Below are 24,692 nucleotides of genomic sequence, written 5' to 3'. Positions count from 1 at the left end.
AGTTGGTGAAACTTGATGTTGGCAGGAAAGTGTATTATTATTGGGATAACCGGGGGAATAGCTGCATATAAGACCCCTGACTTAGTGAGCAAGCTTGTTAAGGTGGGTGCAGATGTTCATGTGGTTATGACCGCAGCCGCCGCAAAGTTTATCACACCACTGACCCTACAGACAATATCCCGGAATCCGGTGGCTGTAGATATGTTTGAAATTCCTGATAAATGGGAAGTTAAACATATTTCTCTTGCCGACAAAGCTGATTTGTTGGCAGTTGTGCCGGCAACAGCAAATATAATTGGCAAGGTCAGTGCCGGGTTAGCTGATGACCTTTTGTCTACAGTAATCATGGCAACAAAGGCTCCGGTTTTTTTTGTGCCTGCCATGAATGTACATATGTATGAAAATCCCGTTTTTCAAAGTAATGTCAAAAAGCTGGTATCCTATGGATATTCTTTTCTCGAACCTGATATGGGACGTCTTGCTTGTGGCTATGAAGGCAAAGGAAGGCTTCCAGAGGCGGATGTTATTTTTGATGAAATTGAAGCTCTGCTTAAGAAAACCACTGATTTTGCAGGGACAACATTTTTAATAACTGCCGGGCCTACCAGAGAATATCTGGACCCGGTCAGGTTCTTGACTAACGGCAGTACCGGCAAAATGGGGTATGCCATTGCCGGGGCGGCACGCGGCAGAGGTGCCAGGGTAATACTTGTGTCAGGGCCTGTAAACATTCCAGTTCCGCAAGGTGTGGAACATATTCCTGTACTAAGCGCCAGGGACATGTTTGATGCTGTGAAGGAGCATTATCAGGAAGCAGATATTATAGTTAAAACTGCTGCTGTGGCAGATTACTCTCCTAAAAAACGTCTCATTTCAAAGATGAAGAAAGGGCCGGGTGACCTGGAGTTAGTTTTTGAAAGAACGCCAGATATCTTGCGGTTTCTTGGGGAAAATAAGGATAAACAGGTCTTGGTGGGGTTTGCTGCTGAAACTGATAACCTGGTAGAAAATGCCGTCAAGAAGATTAAAACTAAAAATCTTGATTTGATTGTTGCCAATGATATTTCTCAGCCCGGAGCCGGTTTTGGCACAAATACCAATATTGTTAAATTAATCTACAGAGACGGGCGTATCGAACAGCTTGATAAAATGGCAAAAGAGGAAGTTGCCCACAGGATTTTGGACAGGCTTGCAGCGTGTTTTAAAAGTGCCGGGGCAAAGCCTTTAGCATAAAGGGAATTTTATTTCCAAGAGATTTTGATTTTACTTAAGGAGGGACTATTCTTGGCAAAAAGACTTTTTACATCTGAATCAGTGACTGAGGGCCATCCTGATAAGATAGCCGACCAAATTTCTGATGCGGTACTTGATGCAATCATTAAGCAGGATCCTATGGCTAGAGTTGCCTGCGAAACAGCAGTAACAACCGGCCTTGTCTTAGTAATGGGAGAAATTACTACCAAATGTTATGCGGATATTCCCAAAATTGTCAGAGAAACTATCAGGGAGATTGGATATACCAGAGCCAAATACGGTTTTGACTGTGATACGTGTGCAGTAATTACTTCTATTGATGAACAGTCTCCTGATATAGCAATGGGTGTTGATAAAGCACTTGAAGCAAAATCAGGCGAAATGTCGGAAACGGAAATTGAAGCAATTGGTGCCGGTGATCAGGGTATGATGTTTGGCTATGCTTCTGACGAAACCCCTGAACTGATGCCGCTCCCCATTTCATTGGCACATAGGCTCACCAGAAAAATGTCGGATGTCAGGAAGAAGAGAGAATTGACTTTTCTCAGGCCTGACGGAAAAAGCCAAGTTACTATTGAATATCAGGATGAGGTACCCAAAAGGGTTGATACTGTAATCATATCTACCCAGCATAAACCTGATGTTACATTGGAAACTATCAGGGAGGGCATTATTGAAAAAGTAATTAAACCGGTAATTCCTGCCGAATTAATGGATGATAAGACAAGGATTTTAGTTAATCCTACCGGGAGGTTTGTTATCGGCGGACCTCAGGGGGATGCCGGGCTTACCGGCCGGAAAATAATTGTCGATACGTATGGTGGTATGGCGCGTCATGGCGGCGGTGCATTTTCAGGCAAAGACCCCACAAAGGTTGACAGGTCGGCAGCATATGCCGCCCGTTATGTAGCCAAGAACATCGTTGCTTCGGGTCTGGCCAGGCGATGTGAGGTTCAATTGGCCTATGCCATTGGGGTGGCTCAGCCGGTATCAATAATGATAGAAACTTTCGGAACCGGCAAATTAGAAGAGGAAAGATTGGTTGAACTGGTCAGGAAACACTTTGACTTGAGACCGGCAGCTATTATCAGAGACCTTGACCTGAGGAGGCCTATTTACAGGCAGATTGCCGCATATGGACATTTTGGCAGAACTGATGTCGACGTGAAATGGGAGAATACTGACAAGGCGGAAGCGCTTACGAAAGATGCCGGGCTGTAAATATTGCTTGTAAAATATTATACTCGGACAAATACAACGGCACAGAAGTGGGTGTCCCATGATAAAGGTGGGGCACTCTTTTTATGCAATTAGCTATTGGTGGAAGAAGAAGGAATTTTAGGATGCTGTTGAGAATTATGTAAGGTGGGTCGTTTATTCTTCTGTAGAAATATAAAAAAAGAAAACCTCGCTATTTTGCGAGGAATTATTGTATTAGAGTCATTGTTCTTTGATTTTAACCAGTAACTTGACTTTTTCTACTAAGCTACTAATCAATTCATTATTAAGAGGGGAAACTTCAAGACAAAACGGAAATTGATGAATTTAGACAATCATGTGTTAATATCCTACAGGAAAATAAAAATCTAGATGCTCTTTTTGTAAATACCGATAATCTTTTAGAGTATAGCTTAAGTAAAACAACTAACCTCAACCGAGATGAATTGTATAAACAGTTTGCCGTTATGGGTGGAGATGATTTCGCTAAGCTGCTTATGTTCTGTTTTGATTATTTTGATGATTTCGCAACAAGCATAGATCTAATAAAACAACTTGAAATACATGAAGAACTAATAGAAAGACTCAAAGTGTTAGTTTCTAAATATGTACCAATGTACAAAAGAATTAAAACAAGAAATATTAATGAATTGGGATGGGTAAAAGAGAAAAATTCCTCAGAAGAATATATAATCATCCTATTCCAAAAGATATAAAATATAGGGAAATGGCATATTTCTTACTCAGTATCGGATGTAAATCCCAAAAAAGAACCGGTTTCAGTCATCGGAATTTTAAACACCCTGATTTCCCTGACATAATAACTTTAATGGAAGAAGAAACAATAAAACCATATCAAATTAGAAAAATAAGAGAACTTCTTGAACATATCAGCATTGTTGAGGAGGATTAAGAATGAAGAGAAAACTCAAATTCAACCTCGAGAAAATTAATAATACTATATTTAATAGTAAAAAAGACATTAGCGAATTCATTAATACCGTTGAAAACGAAAGTGAAATTGAAGAAAAATGCAAACAGTACTACCAAATTGAATATCCCATTTCGTTAAAACAAGAAATCGAAAATGATGAAACATATTGGATTGCTGAGCATCCAGATTTACCAGGGTGTATTACTCACGGTTCTACAAAAGAAGAAGCACTTGTCAATTTAAATGATGCCAAAAAAAGCTGGATATTTGGAAGGATTGTAGATAACGATTCCATTCCTAAACCAAGTAAACTTGAAGAGTATGATGATTGTTCTGGTAAAATATTACTTAGACTTCCTAAAAAACTACATTGATTACAATAATATTATATATAATATTATATGTCAAATGTTTTTCAAATGAAATGCATAAATGATATTATATAAGATAGCAAATGGCCAGCATAACATCAATAAAATTCTTTAGGTGCGGCACTGTCCGTTGTCTGATGATGCACTTTCTTGTGTGCCTTTCAAGCGTTATCTAATGTAGCTACAGAGAGGAATAAATATGGAAGATAAAAAAATCAAGCTATTTTATTTTACCGGAACAGGTAATTCCCTAAGAGTCCTTGAAATTATGAAAAAAGTATTTGAAAAAAACGGCAAAACCGTACATTTATGTTCCATCACGGATGGGCTTTGTTATGATAAGGAAAAGTATGCATACATAGGGATTTCTTTTCCTGTTTATTCTTGGGGGGTCCCTCGGGTTGTGCGAAGATTTTTGGCGAATTTGCCGAAGGTTAATTATAACCAAAAAGTTTTTGTTGTTGCTACGATGGGAGGAAAAGACGAAGAAGGATGGGCCCTTGTTGATGCCAGGAAAATACTGATGGAAAAAGGTTATATTATAACTAATTCCGATTCAATTAATATGCCAAACAATTGGATAGTACTAAGTAATCCCCCTTCCCGGGCTAAAGCTAAAATTATCTTAGATGAAGGGGAAGAGAAAGCAGGGAAATTTGCACATAATGTGTTATCAAATATTGAGCAGAATAAGAAGTTTATTTGGCCAAAGATTGGACTGCTTGCACTTATTTTGTATTATTTGTTTAAATATTGTGGCATTTATCATATGTGGCGGATGTTCAGAGCAAATGAAAGATGTATTTCATGTAATCTATGCAGTACAATCTGTCCAACCAAAAGTATTATGATAATTGATGGAAAACCAAAATGGACATCGGTTTGTGAGCAGTGTATGAGATGTATTAATTTTTGCCCGGAGCAAGCTATTGAACAGTTGGAATCAATAGGTAAGGGAAGTAAAAGGGACAGATACCATGAACCTCATTATAATCCACTAACAAAATAACATTATTTTAGATATTCAGTAAAATAACGAAATATTGTATAAAGAATAAGGGAGGAATTGTGAATCATGAAAGGTTTAACCAAATCAGATAAAACATATATTTTTCTAGTTTTATTAATGTTTCTTGGGAAAGTGGTTTGGCGTTCCTTTAATTTGGACCATCCACTTATACAAAGGTCAATGAATACTTGGGCTATTATGTTTTTAGCCTCCGCTTTAGGTTTTGTGGCTTTAAGAATTGCTAAAAGAACTGGTTTTCCTGACATATGGGAGGAAGGAATTTCTACTAAGCAAAGGTTTATTATCCCTGTTTTCACTGGATTAGCTTTTGCAGCAGTAGAGATCATAATTGGTATTATAATGCAAATGCCTAAGAATATGCACGTAGATTTTCCACTTTCTATTCCGGTTTACTTAAGTGTCGGTATTCTTTCAGAAATTATCTTTCATCTCATTCCAATTGTATTTTTGCTTTGGTTGATATCTAATGTGATATTGAAGGGCAGGGGGCAAAATCAGGTCTTTTGGATTCTTGCTTTTTTAATTAGTTTATGGGAACCAATTTTACAAACAATAATGACATATAAGATGGGTATTGTTACTGATATTACATTTTCGGCTATAATACTGGTTTTTGGCTTCGCAGGTAATATGATACCTGTTTCTTTTTTTAGAAAATACGGGTTTTTAACGGTTATTATCTGGCGTCTTACAGATTATCTTATATGGCACATTATATGGCCAATAATAGGGTATTAGTGATTTTAGGCCTCAATAATGAAATTCCCATAAAAAAACAGTCAGCTAACATCGAAGAATTAGATGAAGGCTAAATATTATTCCTTTACATCAGGATGATGATGTAATTTCTTTAGCTGCTGACCTTAAATATTATACTGTTGTGTCTGAGCTGCCCATGACCAGGTGGAAAATAGAATTCATAGTATTTTTCGGGTTGACCAACCCATAATATCATAGACAATTCAGTAAGAAAAATATGCTTCAACAAACTGACTCAGAGCGACTACTATTGCTATAACTCCCAACCAACCGGATACGATTTTTGTATATATTAGTCCTAATAATATAAAACCAATTACAACTCTAATGATTCTGTCGGTATCACTAAGATTTTTTTTCCAATTAAGTTCCATTTGAATAACCCCCTTTAAATTTAGATTTCCCATATTAGTTTTGGATATACTAAGTTCACTTATAATTATTTCACTCTCATAATAAATAACAGTAGAAATTTTTTATTTCACAGGAAAATTTACAGTGTTTGTGTAAATAATAAAACTAAAGCAGGTGGAGGCGAAGCGCTGAATGCATTTTAGGTTAAAAATATGGCTTGAAAATGATAACCAGCCTGTTTTCGGCACAGGCCTGCTTTGTTTATTAACCCTAATCGGGCAGTATGGTTCCATAAAGAGGGCTGCTGAAGACCTCAGAATGTCCTACCGGCAGGCATGGGGCAATATAAAAAAAGCTGAAAACCGCTTAGGGGTCAAATTATTAATAAAACATGTGGGAGGTGAATCAGGAGGGGGAGCACAGCTTACGGATGAGGCTCGGCAGCTAATGCTTAAGTATGATAATTTTTTGCAAGATGCTGAGGAAGCTGTCAAAAATGTTTATGCAAGACATTTTGAGGATTAATTTTTTGCAGGCAATATGTTTGGATAAACATAACGATTTTTAACAGTCATATGGAGTCAAAAACTCCACTAAATGCAAGAACTCTCTTAATACAAATCTTAATACAAATAAGGAGGTTAATTAATGTTCGCAAAAAAAAGATTATGGGCTGTAATGCTGGTTGTTTTAATGCTGATGGTTACTGTGGCTGGTTGTACAGGCACTAATCAGGAGACACCGAAAGAAAACACCGGTCAACAACCACAAGAACCTGCTGTTAAAGAGGTTATCCTGGCTACTACTACAAGTACTACTGATAGTGGATTACTGGATGTACTTAAGCCGGAGTTTGAGAAAAAGACAGGTTATGACCTGACAATAGTATCAGTAGGAAGTGGAGCAGCAATTGCTATGGGTGAAAAAGGGGAAGCTGATGCCTTGCTGGTACACTCACCCAAAGATGAACAGAGGATTGAAGATGCCCAAGTTGCTGTTAACAGGCAGCTTGTAATGCATAATGACTTTATTGTGGTAGGTCCTGCTGACGACCCGGCAGGAATAAAAGGTAAAACTGTAGAAGAAGCATTTAAGGCTATTGCAGAAAAGAAGGCCCTTTTCGTCTCAAGGGGAGATGAGTCCGGGACTCATAAAAAAGAGCTTGCAATTTGGGAGAGTGCCAAGATAGCACCGGCTGGTGAATGGTATCAGGAATCTGGAACAGGAATGGGTAATACTCTCAATATTGCAGCTGAAAAGAAGGGCTATACCCTTACCGACCGTGCCACATATCTAGCGCTGCGTGAAAATCTGGGCCTTGAGATATTAGTGGAAGGTGACCAGGTACTGCTTAATATTTACCATGTAATGCAGGTTAATCCAGAGAAATTTGATAAAGTAAATGCTGAGGGTGGACAAGCTTTTGTTCAATTTATGGTTTCTGATGAAACTCAGGAAATAATAAAGACATTTGGCACTGATAAATTCGGTCAGCCTCTGTTTTTCCCTGATGCCGGGAAAGAGTAATAAATTTAGTCGTATGACACATTAACGAAAAATTGCTTAAACGGAGTGTAGCCCATGGAATCAGTTTGGCATGGTATCCAAGAGGCTGTCAGATTATTGCTGACAGGAGACCCGGAAGTTCTGAGGATTACCTTATTAACATTAAAAGTATCGGGAATGGCAACTCTAATCAGTTTGATTTTCGGGATACCTCTTGGAGCTGTCCTGGCCTTGGGCAGCTTTCCGGGTCGCAGGTTCGTGATGTCTTTGGTTAATACTGGTATGGGTATGCCGCCCGTGGTAGCCGGCCTTTGGGTGACATTACTCATGTGGCGTTATGGACCGCTGGGGTTCTTCCACCTGATGTACACTCCATCGGCGATGGTTATTGCTCAGGTAGTAATAGCCTCCCCAATTATTACAGGCATTTCTGCAGCAGCCTTCCAGCAGGTTAATGGAAGGCTCAGGCTTCAGATACTAGCCCTGGGAGCCTCTAAACTTCAGACTATACTTCTTTTGCTGCGTGAAGTAAGACTGCCTTTGTTGGCAGCCGTTATGGCAGGATTTGGAGGGGTTATTTCCGAAGTTGGGGCTTCCACAATGGTTGGGGGTAATGTCCTGGGACGGACCAGGGTACTGACAACAGCAACGGTAATGGAGGTTTCCAAAGGCAATTATGATATTGCAATAGCTTTGAGTGTTATTTTAATGGTCCTGGCTTATGGCGTAACCCTAACCTTAACGATTTTGCAGCAACGGGGGAAACCTACATGACGGGACAACATGCAACCAGCTCACACATAACAGAACCTATACTAAGTACAATGGGAATATCTGTAATCAAGGGCAAAAAACAAATACTCAAGGTACCAGAAATGTTTATTCACGCCGGTGAGTTTGTGGCTATAACAGGCCCCAATGGAGCAGGTAAGAGTACTCTGCTTAAAGCATTGGGATGTTTGGAACCGGTATCTGCAGGAGAAATTGTCTTTAAAGGCAGAACGGTCAAGACAGCAAGGGATGCTCTTACTGTCAGGAGAAGGATGGCTATGGTCTTTCAAGACCCGCTGCTCCTGGCAGGAACGGTGATGTACAATGTGGCTGTTGGTTTAAAGTTGAGAGGGATTTCGAAGGATAAGCAGCAGCGTTTGGCAGCGCACTGGCTGGAGAAGCTGAAGATTGCCGGCCTTGGGGAAAGAAATGGGATGACCCTTTCCGGAGGAGAGGCCCAAAGAGTTAATTTAGCCAGGGCTCTTGCTATGGAACCTGATGTATTGTTTATGGATGAACCGTTTACCTACCTAGATTTGCCCACCAGAGCGAACTTGGTCAGCGAATTGAAAGGAATTCTTGCTGAAACAGGTACAACCGCAGTTATGGTGACCCATGACCTCAATGAAATTCCTTTTTTAGCAGACCGTTTAATAGTTATGATGGAAGGGGAGATTGCTCAGGCAGGACCGGTAAACCGAGTATTATCATATCCAAATACTGTTCGTGTGGCTGAATTTCTTGGAGTGACCAATATTTGGTCAGCTAGAATTACCGAGCGTCAACCAGAGCGGTATGTGGCAACAATTACGGCAGGCGGCCCCACAGTTCTTGAAGTATGCACAGCTCAAGGAGCTTCCGGAGAAAGAGAATATGCCCCTGGTACAGCTGTTTCTATTTGTATCAGGCCTGAATACATTATAATTAATAACGAAAAAGCTAAATCTGTTCAAGGAACTAATATGTTAGAAGGGATAATCTCGGAGGCCTATCCCTATGGTTATTGCTATAGGCTCAAAATAGGGGCGGGCAGCGGAAATGACCTTAAGCTTGTTGCCATGGTCCCGGCTGCTCAGTTCTTAAAGCCTCCCAAACCGGGTGATACAATCGGTGTTTTCATCCCACCTGAAAAAATTCATATAATACCTGATTAATTTGATTAATATCGGATTATGAAAAAGATAGTTTCAGATGCAGACAGGCAATTCTTGATTATCAGGGAGTGCCTGTTTTTTCATGGTGTCGAATCTGACTGTTTTATAACACCTTAAGGTACAGCTTCACATATAGTGAACTGAACACAGTTTTTTGGGAGGTAATATTAAATGGTTGTCAAATTATGCCCTCCTGTCGATACAGGGGACGCTGTTGCTTATATCAAAGGGGGTCCTCTTGCGCCTGATATTAATGGTATTGTTATATTCAGGAATGCAGCCGGTGGAAGTATTGTGTCGGCAGATATTTCAGGACTGCCGCCTTACCGTCCTGCTGAAGGTGAAAAGAACCCGGTAGGGCCTCATGGGTTCCATATACATAAAATCGGGAATTGCCAGGTTGGGGACCCAAATGAACCCTTCAAGGCGGCTGGAGAGCACTGGAATCCTGATAATCAGCCTCATGGAAATCATGCGGGGGATTTTCCGGTACTGTTTTCAAACCAGGGCCGTGCCATGATGACTTTTTTCACAGACAGGTTCAGAGTTGAAGACATTATTGGCAAGGCGGTGATTATTCATCAAAATCCCGATGACTACCGGACACAGCCTGCCGGTGATGCCGGTAAGCGGCTGGCATGTGGGGTGATAAAGTCTGGTTTTTATGTCCTTTAATATAAAAGGTACATCTGTTATAATATAGATATTATGGCAAGATAGCTGTGGTATAGTAGCGGAGGATTCAATGACAAATAAACCCTTTGCACAAGTGATTGTAGATGTGTCTGCCCGAAAACTTGACAGGATTTTTCATTATAGCATACCTCCGGAAATCGATGTACTTTTAAAAGAGGGTGCAAGGGTTGTTGTGCCCTTTGGCAGCAGGATTGTAGAGGGGTATGTTGTAGGTTTTTCTGATGTATCAGATGTTTCCGCTATAAAACCTATTAATGATGTTCTTGACCCAGAAACGTGGCTGCCTGCTGACTTGCTTGCCCTTGCAGGATGGATGGCTGACAGATACATGTGTTCCACTGTTGCTGCCATAAGGTCACTTATGCCTGCCGGTGTTAGGACTATCGGACAGATTTTTTTTATTCCTGCAGATTCCTTTGAGGTAGTTCCGGCGGATATGCTGGCCAATCTGGAAAGGGAAGTATATAACTATATCTGTAACAGGGGTAAAACACCACAAAAAGAAGTTTACATCCGATTTAAGAATCCGGAACTGGAGACGGCCCTGAGAGAACTTAGCAGCAGGGGCCTGATAGAAGTTATCAGAGAAATTAAACCGAGGCAAAAGCCGCGTCAGGTCCGGGTAGTTGAATTGGCGTTGGACCGTCAAGAATGTGAGAAAGTTATTAATGACCTTAAGAATAAAGCGCCAAAACAGAGTGCTGTACTGAGAGCAGTATATGATCAGGGAATTGTGCCGGCTGTTGAACTTCCCGGTTTGGCTGGAACAACTGCAACAACGGTTAGAGAACTGATTAAAAAGGGGTATTTGGCAGCCAAAACTGCAGAAATAAGGCGAGATCCCTATGCATTACGGCGGTTTGCGAGAACAGAACCACTAAAGCCGACACCTGATCAGGAAAAAGCACTGCATAGATTGAAGAAAGCTATGATAGGCAGTAAACATGAAACATTTCTTTTGCACGGGGTTACCGGCAGTGGAAAAACCGAAGTATATTTACAGGCGATTGACTACTGTATTAAATCTGGGAAACAGGCCATTGTACTGGTTCCGGAGATTTCCCTAACTCCCCAGATGGTAGAACGGTTTAAAGGTCGCTTTGGCAACCTGGTGGCTGTTTTGCACAGCCGCCTGTCGGCAGGGGAACGCTATGATGAATGGAGACATATTAAAAAAGGAAGTGTCCGGATTGTTGTGGGGGCCAGGTCAGCTGTTTTTGCACCATTTAACAATTTAGGCCTGATAATTATAGATGAAGAACATGAAACCTCATACAAACAGGAAGACAATCCCAAGTATCATGCCAGGGATGTCGCTGTAGCCAGAGGCAAGCTGACTAACAGCGTGGTTGTACTGGGCAGTGCTACCCCCTCATTGGAATCGTACTCCAGGGCCCTTGCCGGAAGGTATGGCTTGTTAACCATTGAGAAACGGATCGGCGGCCAGGTGCTGCCGGAGGTTGCTCTGGTGGACATGCGGGAAGAGATAAAAGCAGGCCACAGGAATATTTTCAGCAGGGAACTTATTGAGAGAATCAGTAATGTGTTGCTTCGAAAAGAACAGGTTATTCTCTTCCTGAACAGAAGGGGTTATGCCACTTTTGTTGTCTGCAGGGAATGCGGACTGGTTATGAGATGCCCCAGATGCAGTATTACGCTTACACTGCATGCCGGTGAAAACATGCTCAGATGTCATTACTGTGATTTCCAAAGAAAAACCCCGGAACTATGCCCTGCTTGTAACAGTGCCAGCATTAGGCAGCTTGGGGTTGGGACCCAGAAGGTAGAAAGTGAGATTGCCAGATGGTTTCCTGATGCCCGGGTGGCCAGGATGGATATGGATACCACAACAGGAAAGGGTTCCCATGAGAAAATTCTAAACAGCTTTCAGGATGGCGCCATTGACATTTTAGTAGGAACCCAAATGATTGCGAAGGGCTTGGATTTCCCCGGGGTGACCCTGGTAGGTGTGATATCCGCAGATACAGCCCTGAATCTGCCTGATTTCAGGGCTGCGGAGAGAACCTTCCAGCTCCTTACCCAAGTAGCGGGCAGAGCCGGGCGTGGGGAGAGACCCGGTGAAGTTATCGTGCAGACATATAGCCCGGAACATTACAGTGTGGTATATGCAAAAAGCCATGCATACAGGGATTTTTTCAAGGAAGAATTGCAATTAAGGGAAATTCTTGAGTATCCGCCATACTGTTCATTTGTACGCATAGTTATTTCGGGAAAGGCTGAAAATAACGTTATTCAGGGTAGTGAGGTTGTAGTGTCAAAATTGTCACGGGAGTTTGCCCGCTTCAATCTTGGAGTAACTCAGCCCTTGATGGGGCCGGCGCCGGCCCCTTTAAGAAAATTGCGTAACCATTACAGGTGGCAGATTTGTGTCAGGGGAACTCCGGGAAGCCTGGTTCGTAAGGTAATCAGAGAAGAACTGGACTCACTGCAGGATGACCCTTTATTTGCTGCACTGAAAATCAGTACTGATGTTGATCCTTTGGGGATGATGTAAACTATTAAGGAGGTGGAGAGATGGCGGTATATAAAATTGTGGAGATAGGTGACCCTGTATTAAGAGAAAAAGCACGTCCGGTAACCAAGATTACACCTAATGTGATTAAGCTGCTGGAGAACATGGCGGATACTATGTATGAAGCCAGGGGTGTAGGGCTGGCAGCTCCTCAGGTTGGCGTATCCAAAAGAATTGTAGTAGTGGACGTAGGTGAAGGTCTTATTGAGCTAATAAATCCTGAAATTATCAGGCAAGAGGGCTTTGATACGGAATTTGAGGGTTGTCTAAGTGTTCCTGGTCTCACCGGTGAAGTGCAGCGGGCAGCAAGGGTTACAGTCAGGGCCTTGGACAGGTTGGGCCGGGAAGTGGAATATGAGGGTGAAAAGTTTTTGGCCCGCGCCTTCCAGCATGAGATCGATCACCTGGAAGGGATTTTGTTTGTTGATAAAGCCCAGAACATAAAGAAAAACTAGTGAGGTAATCTAGTATGCGAATAGTATTTATGGGGACACCGGATTTTGCTGTGCCATGTCTGAAGGCACTGCAGGTTTCGGGTCATGAAATTATTACAGTAGTGACCCAACCTGACAGGCCTAAGGGCAGGGGCCACAGGCTAAGCCCTCCTCCAATAAAAACCGCTGCTATAGAAGCCGGTTTAAGGGTTTGGCAGCCGAAAAAAATAAAAACACAAGAATGTGTTGCCGGGTTAAGGCAGTTGTTACCTGAAATTATTGTAGTTGTGGCATTCGGACAGTTGCTTTCTAAAGAAATACTTGAAATTCCACGATACGGGTGTATTAATGTCCATGCTTCATTGCTGCCCAAGTATCGTGGAGCTGCCCCTATTCACTGGGCCCTGATTAATGGCGAAACTGAGACCGGTGTTACTATAATGCAGATGGATGAGGGACTTGATACAGGTGATATGATTTTATCGGGTAAGATTCCTGTTACAGCAGAGGACAATACGGGAACGGTTCATGATAAATTAGCAGGATTAGGGGCAGGATTGCTGGCAGAGGCATTAAACCTGATTGAATCGGGGAAGGCTGTCAGGGTTCCGCAGGCTAATGAGTTTTTCAGCTATGCGCCTCTTCTGACAAAAGAACATGAGAAAATTGACTGGGCCAAGAGTTCAGTTGAAATATATAATTTGGTCAGGGGGCTGACCCCCTGGCCGGGAGCATATACTATGCTTGGCAATAAGGTCCTTAAGATTTGGGGGGTTCAAGCCTGTACAACAGACCGGATTCCTGGCCCCATACCGGAACTCTCGGAATACCGTCCCGGGGAAGTACTTGGGATTATACCTGAAGTCGGCTTTGCGGTGGCAACCGGTAACGGCTGCCTGGCAGTAACCGAGCTGCAGCTGCAGGGAAGCCGCAGGATGCAGGCCGTTGATTTTGTTCATGGACACGATATCACAAAGGGATTATTCCTAAACTAATATGATTAATTAAGGAGGCTGTTAAATGTTACCGTTTTATTTTGACTCTAGTTTGATTATCTTAATACCTGGACTGATACTGGCAATGTATGCTCAGTTCAAGGTTCAGAGTACTTTTGCCCGTTACTTGAGGGTTAGGGCCGCCAGCGGTTATACAGGGGCCCAGGTTGCGGCAAAGCTTTTGGAAGAGGCCGGAATCAATGATGTCAATATTGAACAAACGGGTGGTCACCTTTCAGACCATTATGACCCTAAAAAGAAGGCCCTCAGGCTGAGCCAGGAGGTTTATAACGGTTCTTCACTGGCTTCTCTTGGAGTGGCTGCCCACGAGACAGGACATGCTATCCAGCACCATAATGATTACCTGCCACTGAATATTAGGGCAAATCTTGTTCCTGTTGCCCAGTTTGGTTCATTTATGGCTTTCCCGATATTTTTTATTGGCCTGATTTTTCAAAGTGGATGGATGTTAAGTGCGGGGATATACCTGTTTACTGCCGTGGTTCTGTTCCAGATAGTTACCCTCCCGGTGGAGTTTAATGCCAGCAGCCGCGCTCTTGTCGGATTGGAAAAGGGCGGGTATATCTCTAGAGCAGAGGTTGGAGGGACCAAAAAGGTTCTTAATGCCGCCGCACTTACTTATGTAGCCGCTGTGTTAATGAGTGTGCTGCAATTAGTGCGGCTGCTGTTGATATCCAGGGACGATTAAGGTCAGGACACAAGCAGAAGGGAAGATAAGTTTGAAAAAGAAATCAGCTCGCAGTATGGCCCTCGAAGTATTATACTCTGTTGACCATGACGGGGCTTATTCTAATATTGCTCTTAACGGTATTCTTGAAAAATATCAGCCGGAAAAGACTGACCGGGGTTTCATTACCGAACTTGTTTATGGGACTCTTAGGCGATTGGGTACTATTGACTGGGTCCTGGGCAGGTTTTTGAAAAAGCCCCTGGATACGCTGCCGGTATGGATAAAGAATATATTGCGCATGGGTGTTTACCAGATATTGCACCTGGAGAAAGTACCTGATTCGGCGGCCTGTAATGAATCTGTCAACCTGGCCAAAAATTACGGGCATCCCGGAACTGTGAAGCTGGTTAACGGGGTTCTCAGGAATGTAGTCAGAAGCAAAGACAGTCTGGATTTTCCTGACATTGTCCAGGACCCTGTTAAGGGGATTGCAGTTAGGTATTCTCACCCCGAATGGCTTGTTAGCAGATGGGTAGACGAGTTTGGTGCCGGAGGGGCCGAGGAACTGTGCCGAGCCGATAATGAGGTTCCGCCAAATGCCATACGCACCAACACCCTTAAGACCACTAGGGATGAATTGCAGCAATTACTTGAAAAAGAAGGCGTCTGTGCGGTGTCCGGAAAGTTTGCGCCAGAATCCTTGATTATTGAGGGCTTCCGCTCTGTAGGCAGCTTGGCTGCTCATAGGTCCGGGCTTTTCATGGTTCAAGACGAGAGTTCAACCCTGGTAGGTCATGCTTTAAGCCCAAAACCGGGCAGCTTTGTGATTGATGCCTGCAGCGCGCCCGGCGGGAAATCAGCTCACCTGGCCCAGTTAATGGGTAACAGAGGGCAAATTATAAGTGTCGATGTTCATCCACATAAAATAAAACTTATTGAGGAAAATGCCTCCCGGTTGGGGATAACTATAATTAATCCTTTGCTCTATGATGCTATGGACCTTGACAGGCGGTTTGCCGGGGCAGCTGATTATGTTCTCGTGGATGCCCCCTGCTCTGGACTGGGGGTACTCAGGAGGCGCCCTGAAATCAGGTGGAGGAAGGAACCGAGGCAGATTGCCGAACTGCATGCCCTGCAGGTAAAAATCCTGCATAGTGCTGCCGCTTGCCTGAAACCAGGTGGTATCCTTGTTTATAGTACCTGTACCATGACACATGAGGAAAATATCGATACTGTAAGAGAATTTCTCGATTCTTCTGCCCAATTTCAGATGGAAAGCCTTACAGGCTTTCTGCCTGGAATTTTAAAAAATCTTAAGGGGACTGATACTATGGATAGGGGATATGTGCAGTTTTTTCCGCATATCCATGGTATAGACGGATTTTTTATCAGCCGCCTCAAGAAACAGGCATAACAGCAGGTGATTACTTTTGAAATGTGAGAACAAGATTAACTTGATGGATTTAAGTATTGAGGAGACCGGAGAACTGGTCGCCGGATTTGGCGAGCCTCGGTTTAGGGCAGCCCAGATATATAAATGGGTTCATCAGAAAGGAGTCAGCCGGTTTGATGAGATGACTGACCTGTCCCTTGATTTGAGGGAAAAGCTGCGGGGTTTGACTATTCCGGGAAACCTTGAAATTCTTGCCAGACAGAAATCCAAGGATGGGACAGCAAAATTTCTTTTTGGACTTCAAGACAATGAGTCTATCGAGAGTGTCTTTTTACCTCATGACTATGGTAACAGTGTGTGTGTTTCAACTCAAGTGGGATGCCGGATGGGGTGCCGCTTTTGTGCATCAGCAATGGGAGGTTTAGTAAGAAATCTGACTGCGGGAGAAATCTATGCACAGGTTACAGGCATTCAGAATGATACCGGTAAAAGGGTAAGCAGTATAGTAATCATGGGTTCAGGTGAACCAATGGATAACTTGGACCATGTATTGAAATTTATTGCCATGGTTACTGATGCCTCAGGACTTCATATCGGGTCCAGGCATATAACATTGTCAACGTGTGGAGTTGTTCCCGGAATAAGGAAACTTGCGGCTTATAATTTGCAGATAACATTGTCTGTTTCCTTGCATGCACCAAATGATCTGATTCGTGACAGTATTATGCCTATCAACAGAAAACACCCTATCAAAGAGCTTATGGGAGCATGCAGTGAATATATATCAGTGACTAATCGGAGAGTAACTTTTGAATATGCACTTATTCAAGGAGTCAATGATTCTGCCGGACAGGCGGAGGAACTGGGTAGTCTCCTTCGGGGCATGCTTTGTCATGTGAATCTGATACCTTTGAACCGGGTCCAGGAACGGGATTACCGGCAGGCAGACCGAGAGCGGGTACATAGATTCACACATATACTTGAAGGTGCTGGAATACCTGTTACTGTCCGCCGGGAAAAGGGAGCAGATATTGATGCCGCCTGCGGTCAACTCCGGCGGCGGGCAATTAAAGACAGGGTTTAAAGAGAATGGGGGTGACCGTATGGGGTTTTTTAACAAGCTGGAGAAAATTTCAGAAAAATATATAGAGGGCTTTTTTAAAACTAAGTTTGCGGACAACATTCAGCCTGCTGAGATTGCCAAGCTCATTATTAGGGAAATGCGGGACCATAAAAATGTTAGTGTTTCGAAGGTTTATGTGCCTAATGAGTTTAAGGTGTTTTTAGGGGATGAGGACTGGAAAACCGTTGCCCCTGTGCGTCAGGCCCTGGCTCACGAATTAATAGAATTTTTGCGGGAGAAGGTGCAGAGCAGGGACTATAATTTAACAGGTGAAATCACAGTCGCTTTTGAACTTGATAAAAGTCTGCAGTTGGGAAACATAACTGTTCACAGTTCTTTTTCTAAAAAATTGCCTGTAATTTCTCCAAAGGCACCATCTGTGCCTGTGGACATTATGAAGGAGATGCCGAGGAAGGTATCTGAATCAACTATTATTGCTGAAAAAACTAATTTTTATAAGCCGGTTCCAGGCGGGCTTGTTCAGGATACCTTGACTGGGAAAGCTGCCGGGACGGTGTATCCCAGAGCTTTGCTTGTGCAAAAAACCGGATCTCGGGACATCAGGAAGTTCCCTCTTAGTGAAAAGGGCCTTATCATGGGCAGGAGGAGGTCCAGTGACATCCCTTTTGATGATTCAAATATATCGCGGGTGCATGCGTCTATAGATTATTTGGAGGGAAGTTTCTTTGTTACTGACCTGGGAAGCACCAACGGCACTTATGTAAATGGGGTCCGCATCAGTAAAAAGAAACTGTCTCACGGGGACCAGATCAGGATGGGAACCATATTGCTTGAATTCAGGCTGGTGTAATTTATGAAGACGATTCTTTTGATGATTAAGTTTATTATTTTAGCAATCATTTATCTTTTTATATTAAGAGTTTTTTATTTTATAGTAACTGACCTTAGGCGTCGGGGGAATACGGTTGTTGGCCGGTTAGAAGCCTCACGGGCGTCCAGCGGGGCCGAACTGGTGGTTATAGGAGGCAATGACCCTTCTTTTAAGCAGGGAGAGGTCATTTGTTTGGGCAGGCAAACCTGTCTTGGCAGAGGTCACCAAAACAATATAAAGTTAACAAGCTCATTTGCATCTCATAATCATGCCAGGATTATTTTTCAGGATGACAGATATTTTTTGGAGGATTTAAACAGCATTAATGGAACATATATTAATGGTGTACGAGTCAGTGAAGCTGTTCCTCTGGTTCATGGTGATACAATAGCTATTGCGGGATTAACCTTCAAGTTTGTGAGGTGGGAGTATGAAGTGGAGTAAGCTGTCCCATGTCGGACGGGTAAGAAAGAATAATGAAGATAATTGCTGTGTTTGTGATGACCTGCAATTGCTGGCAGTGGCTGATGGCATGGGCGGCCACAAGGCAGGGGAGGTGGCCAGCAAACTGGCTCTTGATGATATATCGGGATACTTGCGGAACAACAGTGCTATCATAGAAGAAGACCCCGCGGAGGCCCTGCGAATGGCTTTCAGGCATGCAAACACGATGGTGTATGAGTATGCTCAACAAGATAGGGAAAAATTCCGCGGTATGGGGACAACTGTTACAGCAGCTTTAATAAGGGGTGAACGAATTTATGTTGCCCATGTTGGGGATTCACGTGCCTACCTGGTACGGTGTTCTACAATTAAACTCCTCACCAGTGACCATTCACTGGTGAATGAATTACTGATGAATGGTAGCTTAACACAAGAGGAGGCCGAAAACCATCCCCAGAAGAATGTGTTAACAAGGGCAATTGGTACAACTGCATCTGTGGATGTGGATATAGTTGAAGAAAATATCATCAAAGGAGATATAATTATCTTATGTACCGATGGCTTGTCTAATATGGTTAATCTTGAAGAAATTGGGGAAATGGCCGGGGAAGGTGACTCCCTGGGAGATGCCGCCAGGCATTTTATTGAGATGGCTCTGGACAGGGGCGGAGATGATAATATTACTGTCGTGCTTTACCAGGCAGATTAGCCGGGGGACTGTATGATGTGTTCTGGAATGCGTCAGAATGAGCGTTCATTGTTTATATATGTGATTCTGTTCCTTTGGCTGGGGCTGCTTAGTCTTTTCGGAGCCGGTAACGGGATATCTGTGGAAGCAGGTTTTAAAAAGCCGGTTTTATTTGCAGCAGTAGTAAGCTTAGGATTGATAGCAGTGCATTTGTCACTTGAAAAATGGAGGTTTAGGGGTGACCAGTACTTGTTTCCGCTGACCTCCATGCTAAGTGCGGCCGGACTGGTAATGATATTGAGGCTGGAGCCTGATTATGCTTTGCGCCAGTCAATTTGGTTGTTTATAGGCCTGGCTGCTTTTTTGGTCACGGTAAGGTTGCTCCATAATTATAAAAGACTTGAAGATTATAAATATATTTATATATTTGCAGCCCTTATTATGCTGTTGGCTACAATACTTTTTGGGGCGGAAGCCGGAGGTGCGCGAAGCTGGATAGATCTAGGCATTGCCAAGTTTCAACCTTCGGAATTTGTTAAGATTGTACTGGTCATTTTTCTTGCCAGTTACCTTGAGGAAAAGAAAGAAGTCCTTGCTGAGGGAACCAGAAGTATTTGGGGTATTTCTATCCCAGGAATCCAATATATAGGCCCGCTTTTGATAATGTGGGGTTTTTCCCTGGCTCTCTTAATTTTTCAAAAGGATTTGGGAACAGCACTGATTTTCTTTGGAACATTCCTTGTAATGATATATATATCAACCGGAAGGTGGCCTTATGTATTTTTTGGCAGCTTGCTCTTTGGGTTTGGGGCAGCAGCGTGCTATTTGTTTTTTGGCCATGTCAGGGTAAGAGTTGCTATATGGCTAAACCCCTGGACAGACATTGAAGGTAAAGGTTATCAGATAATCCAGTCTTTGTTTGCTTTGGGTTCAGGAGGCATATTTGGGACCGGCATTGGTTTGGGTCAGCCAAACCTGATACCGGCTGTTCATACGGATTTTGTTTTTTCCGCCTGGAGTGAGGAAACAGGCCTAATAGGGGCCATCGCACTGCTTATAATATATTGTTTAATAATATACCGTGGGTTTCGCATAGCGCTTGCAGCTCACACAGGCTTTGGGGCGCTGTTGGCAGCGGGATTGACCTCACTGCTGGCTGTTCAGACATTGGTTATTGTAGGTGGGGTAATTAAGCTGCTGCCTTTGACCGGGGTAACCCTTCCTTTTGTCAGTTATGGAGGCAGTTCCCTGGTTTCCAGCTACATAATGCTGGGGATACTTATGAGGATATCAGCAGAAGGATAGAAAAAAGAGGACTGAAATTGATGATGAACCGGAATATTGTAATTGTTGCCGGATTCATAATGGCGGCATTTTTTATAAATATTGTATATATGACTTATTTACAGGTATATCGTAGTGAGGAACTTCTTCATCACCCTCGAAACAGGAGACTTCAGTTACTTGAAGAAAAAATACTCAGGGGAAAAATCATAGACCGCCGGGATAGGATTTTGGCAGAGACCACTGTTTCTGGTGAGGGTGTCAGGCGTGTTTATCCATATGGGGAGATAACAGGAAATGTTACCGGTTATCTTTCGCGAAAATTGGGGCGTTGGGGCCTGGAAGCAGTATATAACAATGAACTGCTCGGTATTGATAGCGGTCTGGCCGCTGATGGTTCCTGGGCTCTGAGTATGTTTGATAAAGGCAAGCCGGGAAATAACATTATTCTTAGCCTGGATGCCGAGCTTCAGAAAACAGCTTATAATATGTTAGGGAACCGGAAGGGGGCAGTTGTTGCTATTGAGCCCGGCACCGGAAGGATATTGGTGATGGTGAGCAAACCTGGTTTTGATCCAGGGCAAATCGAGACTCAATGGGAAAGCCTGAGGGTCCATCCTGACAGCCCTTTGCTGAACCGGGCCGTTCAAGGTCTTTATCCGCCAGGGTCAACTATGAAAGTAGTAACAGCAGCAGGAATACTGGCTGAGAAGCCGGAAACGGCAAGCCGGACATTTGATGCGCCGGGGTATATTGTGGTAGAGGGTCGGCGTATCGAAGATAGTCAGGCACGGGGGAAACTGAGTTTGGCGGAAGCTATGGCACGTTCCAGCAACTATGTTTTTGCTTTGCTTGGAATCGAACTGGGTGCTGCCAAGTTTGTGGATACAGCTCACGGTTTTGGAATTGGTGAGGAATTGTCTTTGGGGATTCCAGCAGCTTCAAGCCGGATACCGGAACCGGAGGAGATGTCGGAACTTGAGTTGGCGGAGACAGCTATTGGTCAGGGCCGCATACTGGTAACTCCATTAAATATGGCGATTGTGGCTGCTGCAGTTGCCAATGGTGGCAGGGTCATGAAGCCTAACCTGGTTGATGAGGTTAGAAGCCCCGGGGGAGTAGTTATTAGGTCTTTTAAAACAAAACAGTTATTGACCCCTATGTCTGAAGAAACAGCGGATATCATCAGGGACCTTATGGTTTCGGTTGTGACCGGCGGGACAGGGAGAGCCGCATCCATTTCAGGGCATCAGGTTGCCGGAAAGACTGGATCGGCTGAAAATCCACATGGAAGACCACATGCCTGGTTTATTGGATTTGCTCCGGTTGAAAACCCAAAGGTGGCTGTGGCAGTTATTGTGGAAAATGGGGGAGCAGGTGGAACAGAAGCTGCGCCTATAGCCAGGGAAATTATGAAGAAGGTAATCAGTCGGTGAGGTGAGAACAGTGATTGGAAATTTGCTGGGCAATAGGTATGAAATAGTGTCCCGTCTCGGTGGCGGTGGAATGGCGGTGGTTTACAAAGCCCGTGATACTTTGTTAAATCGCCAGGTAACAGTTAAGGTATTGCGTTCTGAATTTACCAGTGATGAGGAGTTTGTCTCCCGGTTCCGCAGGGAGGCCCAGGCAGTTGCCAAACTATCTCACCCCAACATTGTAAGCATTTATGATGTCGGCCAGGATGGTGAGATCCATTATATAGTAATGGAATATATCGAAGGCCGTAACCTGAAGGAAATTATTAAGGAGCATGGTAAGCTGCCTGTAGACCAGGCGGTGGATATAGCAAGGCAAATTTGTGAAGGCTTAAACGATGCTCATGAAAATGGTATTGTGCACCGGGATGTGAAGCCGCATAATATCCTGGTTACGGATAATGGACGAGTAAAAGTTACCGACTTTGGCATAGCACAGATAGTGAGCTCGGTAACTATAACTAATTCTTCAACGATAGTGGGGTCAGTTCATTACTTTTCACCCGAGCAGGCCAAGGGTGAAACAACAGGGGTCAAATCTGACATTTATTCTGTTGGGGTGGTCCTTTATGAAATGTTGACAGGTAAGGTTCCTTTTGAAGGCGAGACCCCTATAGCGATTGCCCTAAAACACATAAAATCTGACCCGGTGCCTCCCAGGAGCTTGAACCCCGCTGTTTTACCTGACCTGGAGCGGATAATTCTAAAGGCTATGCACAAAGACACTACCATGCGTTATCTTAATGCAGGTGATATGGCCAGGGATCTCAGGAGGATTAGCAGTGGAGATGTTAGTGCAGAGACAAGGGTGATGGATGCCGATGAGTTTGCCACTAGGGTCATGAATGGACCGGTTGTTATCACAGGGGATAAGAAGGAAGACGAATCCAAGAGCTTTCGCAGGAAAAGGAAGAGAAAGCTGCGTCCTGCCGTTATCATACTGGTCGTGGCCCTTCTCGGGTTATTGACGGGCATAGGGTATATCTGGATAAATGATTATATTAATGTACCTGAAGTAACGGTACCTGATGTAGAAAACATTCCCTGGGAAGAGGCGGAGCAAGAACTAAATGCCAGCAATCTGAAACCTGCTACCAGTTTAGAATTTGATTCTGAAGTGGAGTCGGGGTATATTATTAGTCAAGACCCTCCGTCAGGTACTAAAGTTAAAGAAAATACCATAGTGAAATTGGTTGTTAGTAAAGGCGCCAAGTATATAACGGTGCCCAATGTGGCCCGCAAAGAAAAAACGGCAGCCGAAATTGAGGTGACCAATGCCGGTTTTAAAGTAAGCTTTTCAGATGAATTTGATGATGAGGTGGAAGAAGGAACAGTTATTGCACAAACTCCTGCAGGAGATACTGAAGCAAAACAGGGCAGTACTGTTAAACTTGTGATCAGTAAAGGGCCTGAACCGGAGCCTGTTCAAGTTCCTGATATTGTCGGTATTTCTCTGTCAGATGCCAGGGCTAAGCTTGATGAGGCCGAGTTAACGCTGGATCCTGATAGTTCCCAAGAAGAAAGCAGGGAATATATTTCTGGATATGTTGTCAGACAGGAACCGGCACCCGGGACAGAAGTCCAGAAAGGCGATAAGGTCAAGATAGTATTAAGTACGGGACCTGGACCTGAGGAAAAGACGGCTCGGGTAGATGTAATCATGCCCGCTGACGGGTTAACTCACCAATTGAAGATAGTTGTTCTAGATGTGGCAGGTGAACGGGTGGCTTACGGGCCAGCAGAACACAACTCCGGGGAACCGGTTTCCAAACTTGTGACTTATTACGAGAGAGGTGCCATCAGGGTATTTGTTGATGACTTCCAAGTTCCGTACGAGGAACGTCCGGTGAATTAAAAGGAGGAGTTTATGCTGCAAGGCACTGTAATCAGGGCGTATAGTGGGTTTTACTATGTTGAAATTGATAAAGAAGTTTGGGAATGCCGGTTAAGGGGAAAGTTCAGGCTGTTAAAGCAAAACGTGCTTCCCGGAGACCGTGTTAAGGTCCAGGACGGGGGCGGGAAAACCGGGGTTATTGAAGAGATTTTGCCCAGGGTCACTGTCTTGGAACGGCCTCAGGTTGCTAATGTAGACCAGGTGTTGATAGTATTTGCTTGTGCCTCTCCTGACCCCCAGACTGATTTGACAGATCGCATGCTTGTTCATGCTGAAGCTGCCGGACTCCTACCTATAATATGCTTTAACAAAACTGATTTAGTTGGTCCGAAGATTATTAATTCACTTAAAAGTATATATGATAATATCGGGTACAAGGTATTGTTCACCAGTACAATAACCGGAGAGGGGATTGGGGAGTTAAGGAATTGCCTAAAAGGCCGGCTAACCGTTTTTGCCGGGCCGTCAGGGGCCGGGAAGTCTTCATTATTAAACGCGGTTTACCCCGGCTTTGAACTAAAAACCGGTCAGGTAAGCAAGAAAATCGGCCGCGGGCGGCATACAACGCGCTATGCCGAGCTGCTGGAACTGGAACCGGATTCACTGGTTGTGGATACTCCCGGGTTCAGCAATTTATATATGCCTGAAATGGATAACAAAAATCTGGGAGAAATGTTTCCGGAATTCATGTTATATGCAGAAAAGTGCCGGTTTAACGGGTGTTTACATAAGGCTGAGCCTGACTGTGCCGTAAAAGAGGCTTTACATCAAGGCAAAATAAGTCCTGAAAGATATAAACATTACGTGGTTTTTCTGGAGGAGTTGGAATCCAGGGAGAAAAAATATTAAGATAGAACAT

At 43.6% G+C, this 24,692-nt stretch carries 26 protein-coding genes and 1 pseudogene; 26 read left to right on the top strand and 1 reads right to left on the bottom strand.

Annotation, left to right across the window (positions count from 1 at the left end):
- Positions 1-15: 15 nt before the first annotated feature.
- From coaBC to ABFY19_RS09900, 7 genes are all read left to right on the top strand, one after another.
- Entirely contained in the window at positions 16-1,233 is a 1,218-nt protein-coding gene (coaBC, locus tag ABFY19_RS09930) for a bifunctional phosphopantothenoylcysteine decarboxylase/phosphopantothenate--cysteine ligase CoaBC (protein WP_418790500.1), read from the top strand.
- A 51-nt stretch (positions 1,234-1,284) separates the two neighbouring features.
- Positions 1,285-2,475 carry a methionine adenosyltransferase gene (metK, locus tag ABFY19_RS09925; protein ID WP_418790499.1) on the top strand — a complete coding sequence of 397 codons (1,191 nt, stop codon included), beginning with the start codon at positions 1,285-1,287 and terminating at the stop codon, positions 2,473-2,475.
- 464 nt (positions 2,476-2,939) lie between these two features.
- Positions 2,940-3,188, top strand: a complete 249-nt coding sequence (locus tag ABFY19_RS09920) for a hypothetical protein (RefSeq protein ID WP_418790498.1) — start codon at positions 2,940-2,942, stop codon at positions 3,186-3,188.
- The gene (locus ABFY19_RS09915; RefSeq protein ID WP_418790497.1) at positions 3,128-3,385 is read left to right on the top strand and encodes a hypothetical protein; all 258 of its coding nucleotides are present in this window, start codon (positions 3,128-3,130) and stop codon (positions 3,383-3,385) included. The genes ABFY19_RS09920 and ABFY19_RS09915 overlap by 61 nt, the downstream gene beginning before the upstream one ends.
- Positions 3,386-3,387: 2 nt before the next feature.
- Positions 3,388-3,780 (top strand): type II toxin-antitoxin system HicB family antitoxin, encoded by a 393-nt coding sequence (locus ABFY19_RS09910; RefSeq protein ID WP_418790496.1) that lies wholly within the window; start codon positions 3,388-3,390, stop codon positions 3,778-3,780.
- Positions 3,781-3,976: 196 nt separating this feature from the next.
- Positions 3,977-4,786 (top strand): EFR1 family ferrodoxin, encoded by an 810-nt coding sequence (locus tag ABFY19_RS09905; RefSeq protein WP_418790495.1) that lies wholly within the window; start codon positions 3,977-3,979, stop codon positions 4,784-4,786.
- Positions 4,787-4,852: 66 nt separating this feature from the next.
- Entirely contained in the window at positions 4,853-5,545 is a 693-nt protein-coding gene (locus ABFY19_RS09900) for a hypothetical protein (protein ID WP_418790494.1), read from the top strand.
- Positions 5,546-5,769: 224 nt separating this feature from the next.
- On the opposite strand, the gene ABFY19_RS09895 is transcribed toward ABFY19_RS09900, so the two are convergent.
- Positions 5,770-5,940, bottom strand: coding sequence for a DUF2892 domain-containing protein (locus tag ABFY19_RS09895; protein ID WP_418790493.1), 171 nt, complete (start codon positions 5,938-5,940; stop codon positions 5,770-5,772).
- Positions 5,941-6,112: 172 nt separating this feature from the next.
- Between ABFY19_RS09895 and ABFY19_RS09890 the strand changes: the two genes are divergently transcribed.
- From ABFY19_RS09890 to rsgA, 19 genes and pseudogenes are all read left to right on the top strand, one after another.
- Entirely contained in the window at positions 6,113-6,445 is a 333-nt protein-coding gene (locus tag ABFY19_RS09890) for a winged helix-turn-helix domain-containing protein (protein ID WP_418790492.1), read from the top strand.
- 123 nt (positions 6,446-6,568) lie between these two features.
- Positions 6,569-7,447: a substrate-binding domain-containing protein gene (locus ABFY19_RS09885; protein WP_418790491.1), complete on the top strand. Its 879-nt coding sequence runs from the start codon at positions 6,569-6,571 to the stop codon at positions 7,445-7,447.
- Positions 7,448-7,501: 54 nt separating this feature from the next.
- Positions 7,502-8,200 carry an ABC transporter permease gene (locus ABFY19_RS09880; RefSeq protein WP_418790490.1) on the top strand — a complete coding sequence of 233 codons (699 nt, stop codon included), beginning with the start codon at positions 7,502-7,504 and terminating at the stop codon, positions 8,198-8,200.
- An 86-nt stretch (positions 8,201-8,286) separates the two neighbouring features.
- Positions 8,287-8,661: pseudogene (locus tag ABFY19_RS09875) on the top strand (ATP-binding cassette domain-containing protein); the annotation flags it as partial.
- 24 nt (positions 8,662-8,685) lie between these two features.
- Positions 8,686-9,351, top strand: coding sequence for a TOBE domain-containing protein (locus ABFY19_RS09870; protein WP_418792581.1), 666 nt, complete (start codon positions 8,686-8,688; stop codon positions 9,349-9,351).
- 171 nt (positions 9,352-9,522) lie between these two features.
- Entirely contained in the window at positions 9,523-10,026 is a 504-nt protein-coding gene (locus ABFY19_RS09865) for a superoxide dismutase family protein (protein ID WP_418790489.1), read from the top strand.
- Between the two features lie 70 nt (positions 10,027-10,096).
- Positions 10,097-12,562, top strand: a complete 2,466-nt coding sequence (priA, locus tag ABFY19_RS09860) for a primosomal protein N' (protein WP_418790488.1) — start codon at positions 10,097-10,099, stop codon at positions 12,560-12,562.
- Between the two features lie 20 nt (positions 12,563-12,582).
- Complete coding sequence (def, locus tag ABFY19_RS09855; protein ID WP_418790487.1) at positions 12,583-13,035, top strand: peptide deformylase; 453 nt, start codon at positions 12,583-12,585, stop codon at positions 13,033-13,035.
- A 14-nt stretch (positions 13,036-13,049) separates the two neighbouring features.
- Entirely contained in the window at positions 13,050-14,009 is a 960-nt protein-coding gene (gene fmt, locus ABFY19_RS09850; protein WP_418790486.1) for a methionyl-tRNA formyltransferase, read from the top strand.
- A gap of 25 nt (positions 14,010-14,034) precedes the next feature.
- A complete protein-coding gene (locus tag ABFY19_RS09845) occupies positions 14,035-14,718 on the top strand; it encodes a zinc metallopeptidase (protein ID WP_418790485.1) in 684 nt (227 codons plus the stop codon).
- A 31-nt stretch (positions 14,719-14,749) separates the two neighbouring features.
- Entirely contained in the window at positions 14,750-16,114 is a 1,365-nt protein-coding gene (rsmB, locus tag ABFY19_RS09840; RefSeq protein ID WP_418790484.1) for a 16S rRNA (cytosine(967)-C(5))-methyltransferase RsmB, read from the top strand.
- Positions 16,115-16,157: 43 nt separating this feature from the next.
- The gene (rlmN, locus tag ABFY19_RS09835; protein WP_418792580.1) at positions 16,158-17,177 is read left to right on the top strand and encodes a 23S rRNA (adenine(2503)-C(2))-methyltransferase RlmN; all 1,020 of its coding nucleotides are present in this window, start codon (positions 16,158-16,160) and stop codon (positions 17,175-17,177) included.
- Entirely contained in the window at positions 17,128-18,027 is a 900-nt protein-coding gene (locus tag ABFY19_RS09830) for an FhaA domain-containing protein (RefSeq protein WP_418790483.1), read from the top strand. Before rlmN ends, ABFY19_RS09830 begins: the two co-directional genes overlap by 50 nt.
- Positions 18,028-18,030: 3 nt before the next feature.
- Positions 18,031-18,492, top strand: a complete 462-nt coding sequence (locus tag ABFY19_RS09825; RefSeq protein ID WP_418790482.1) for an FHA domain-containing protein — start codon at positions 18,031-18,033, stop codon at positions 18,490-18,492.
- Positions 18,479-19,201 (top strand): Stp1/IreP family PP2C-type Ser/Thr phosphatase, encoded by a 723-nt coding sequence (locus tag ABFY19_RS09820; protein WP_418790481.1) that lies wholly within the window; start codon positions 18,479-18,481, stop codon positions 19,199-19,201. Before ABFY19_RS09825 ends, ABFY19_RS09820 begins: the two co-directional genes overlap by 14 nt.
- A gap of 12 nt (positions 19,202-19,213) precedes the next feature.
- The gene (locus tag ABFY19_RS09815; protein WP_418790480.1) at positions 19,214-20,485 is read left to right on the top strand and encodes an FtsW/RodA/SpoVE family cell cycle protein; all 1,272 of its coding nucleotides are present in this window, start codon (positions 19,214-19,216) and stop codon (positions 20,483-20,485) included.
- A gap of 20 nt (positions 20,486-20,505) precedes the next feature.
- Positions 20,506-21,900 (top strand): peptidoglycan D,D-transpeptidase FtsI family protein, encoded by a 1,395-nt coding sequence (locus ABFY19_RS09810; protein ID WP_418790479.1) that lies wholly within the window; start codon positions 20,506-20,508, stop codon positions 21,898-21,900.
- A 10-nt stretch (positions 21,901-21,910) separates the two neighbouring features.
- Positions 21,911-23,794, top strand: coding sequence for a Stk1 family PASTA domain-containing Ser/Thr kinase (gene pknB, locus ABFY19_RS09805; protein ID WP_418790478.1), 1,884 nt, complete (start codon positions 21,911-21,913; stop codon positions 23,792-23,794).
- A 12-nt stretch (positions 23,795-23,806) separates the two neighbouring features.
- Positions 23,807-24,682, top strand: coding sequence for a ribosome small subunit-dependent GTPase A (gene rsgA, locus ABFY19_RS09800; RefSeq protein ID WP_418790477.1), 876 nt, complete (start codon positions 23,807-23,809; stop codon positions 24,680-24,682).
- The last annotated feature ends 10 nt before the right edge of the window (positions 24,683-24,692 follow it).

The organism is Phosphitispora sp. TUW77 (genome assembly GCF_048453025.1).
Taxonomy (GTDB): Bacteria; Bacillota; Thermincolia; order Thermincolales; family UBA2595; genus Phosphitispora.
The sequence above is the reverse complement of the archived record's forward strand: the minus strand, read 5'-3'. Positions and strand labels throughout refer to the sequence as shown.

What these genes read in the sequence shown, in the direction of transcription:
- ABFY19_RS09895 (WP_418790493.1), bottom strand. Translation starts at nt 5,940, where the DNA reads ATGGAACTTAATTGGAAAAAAAATCTTAGTGATACCGACAGAATCATT.
- ABFY19_RS09910 (WP_418790496.1), top strand. Translation starts at nt 3,388, where the DNA reads ATGAAGAGAAAACTCAAATTCAACCTCGAGAAAATTAATAATACTATA.
- ABFY19_RS09830 (WP_418790483.1), top strand. Translation starts at nt 17,128, where the DNA reads ATGCCGCCTGCGGTCAACTCCGGCGGCGGGCAATTAAAGACAGGGTTT.
- ABFY19_RS09890 (WP_418790492.1), top strand. Translation starts at nt 6,113, where the DNA reads ATGCATTTTAGGTTAAAAATATGGCTTGAAAATGATAACCAGCCTGTT.
- rsgA (WP_418790477.1), top strand. Translation starts at nt 23,807, where the DNA reads ATGCTGCAAGGCACTGTAATCAGGGCGTATAGTGGGTTTTACTATGTT.
- ABFY19_RS09865 (WP_418790489.1), top strand. Translation starts at nt 9,523, where the DNA reads ATGGTTGTCAAATTATGCCCTCCTGTCGATACAGGGGACGCTGTTGCT.
- priA (WP_418790488.1), top strand. Translation starts at nt 10,097, where the DNA reads ATGACAAATAAACCCTTTGCACAAGTGATTGTAGATGTGTCTGCCCGA.
- ABFY19_RS09900 (WP_418790494.1), top strand. Translation starts at nt 4,853, where the DNA reads ATGAAAGGTTTAACCAAATCAGATAAAACATATATTTTTCTAGTTTTA.
- ABFY19_RS09915 (WP_418790497.1), top strand. Translation starts at nt 3,128, where the DNA reads ATGGGTAAAAGAGAAAAATTCCTCAGAAGAATATATAATCATCCTATT.
- ABFY19_RS09905 (WP_418790495.1), top strand. Translation starts at nt 3,977, where the DNA reads ATGGAAGATAAAAAAATCAAGCTATTTTATTTTACCGGAACAGGTAAT.
- rlmN (WP_418792580.1), top strand. Translation starts at nt 16,158, where the DNA reads ATGGATTTAAGTATTGAGGAGACCGGAGAACTGGTCGCCGGATTTGGC.
- coaBC (WP_418790500.1), top strand. Translation starts at nt 16, where the DNA reads ATGTTGGCAGGAAAGTGTATTATTATTGGGATAACCGGGGGAATAGCT.
- ABFY19_RS09885 (WP_418790491.1), top strand. Translation starts at nt 6,569, where the DNA reads ATGTTCGCAAAAAAAAGATTATGGGCTGTAATGCTGGTTGTTTTAATG.
- ABFY19_RS09870 (WP_418792581.1), top strand. Translation starts at nt 8,686, where the DNA reads ATGGAACCTGATGTATTGTTTATGGATGAACCGTTTACCTACCTAGAT.
- ABFY19_RS09810 (WP_418790479.1), top strand. Translation starts at nt 20,506, where the DNA reads ATGATGAACCGGAATATTGTAATTGTTGCCGGATTCATAATGGCGGCA.
- ABFY19_RS09825 (WP_418790482.1), top strand. Translation starts at nt 18,031, where the DNA reads ATGAAGACGATTCTTTTGATGATTAAGTTTATTATTTTAGCAATCATT.
- def (WP_418790487.1), top strand. Translation starts at nt 12,583, where the DNA reads ATGGCGGTATATAAAATTGTGGAGATAGGTGACCCTGTATTAAGAGAA.
- ABFY19_RS09920 (WP_418790498.1), top strand. Translation starts at nt 2,940, where the DNA reads ATGGGTGGAGATGATTTCGCTAAGCTGCTTATGTTCTGTTTTGATTAT.
- ABFY19_RS09820 (WP_418790481.1), top strand. Translation starts at nt 18,479, where the DNA reads ATGAAGTGGAGTAAGCTGTCCCATGTCGGACGGGTAAGAAAGAATAAT.
- ABFY19_RS09845 (WP_418790485.1), top strand. Translation starts at nt 14,035, where the DNA reads ATGTTACCGTTTTATTTTGACTCTAGTTTGATTATCTTAATACCTGGA.
- fmt (WP_418790486.1), top strand. Translation starts at nt 13,050, where the DNA reads ATGCGAATAGTATTTATGGGGACACCGGATTTTGCTGTGCCATGTCTG.
- ABFY19_RS09880 (WP_418790490.1), top strand. Translation starts at nt 7,502, where the DNA reads ATGGAATCAGTTTGGCATGGTATCCAAGAGGCTGTCAGATTATTGCTG.
- ABFY19_RS09815 (WP_418790480.1), top strand. Translation starts at nt 19,214, where the DNA reads ATGATGTGTTCTGGAATGCGTCAGAATGAGCGTTCATTGTTTATATAT.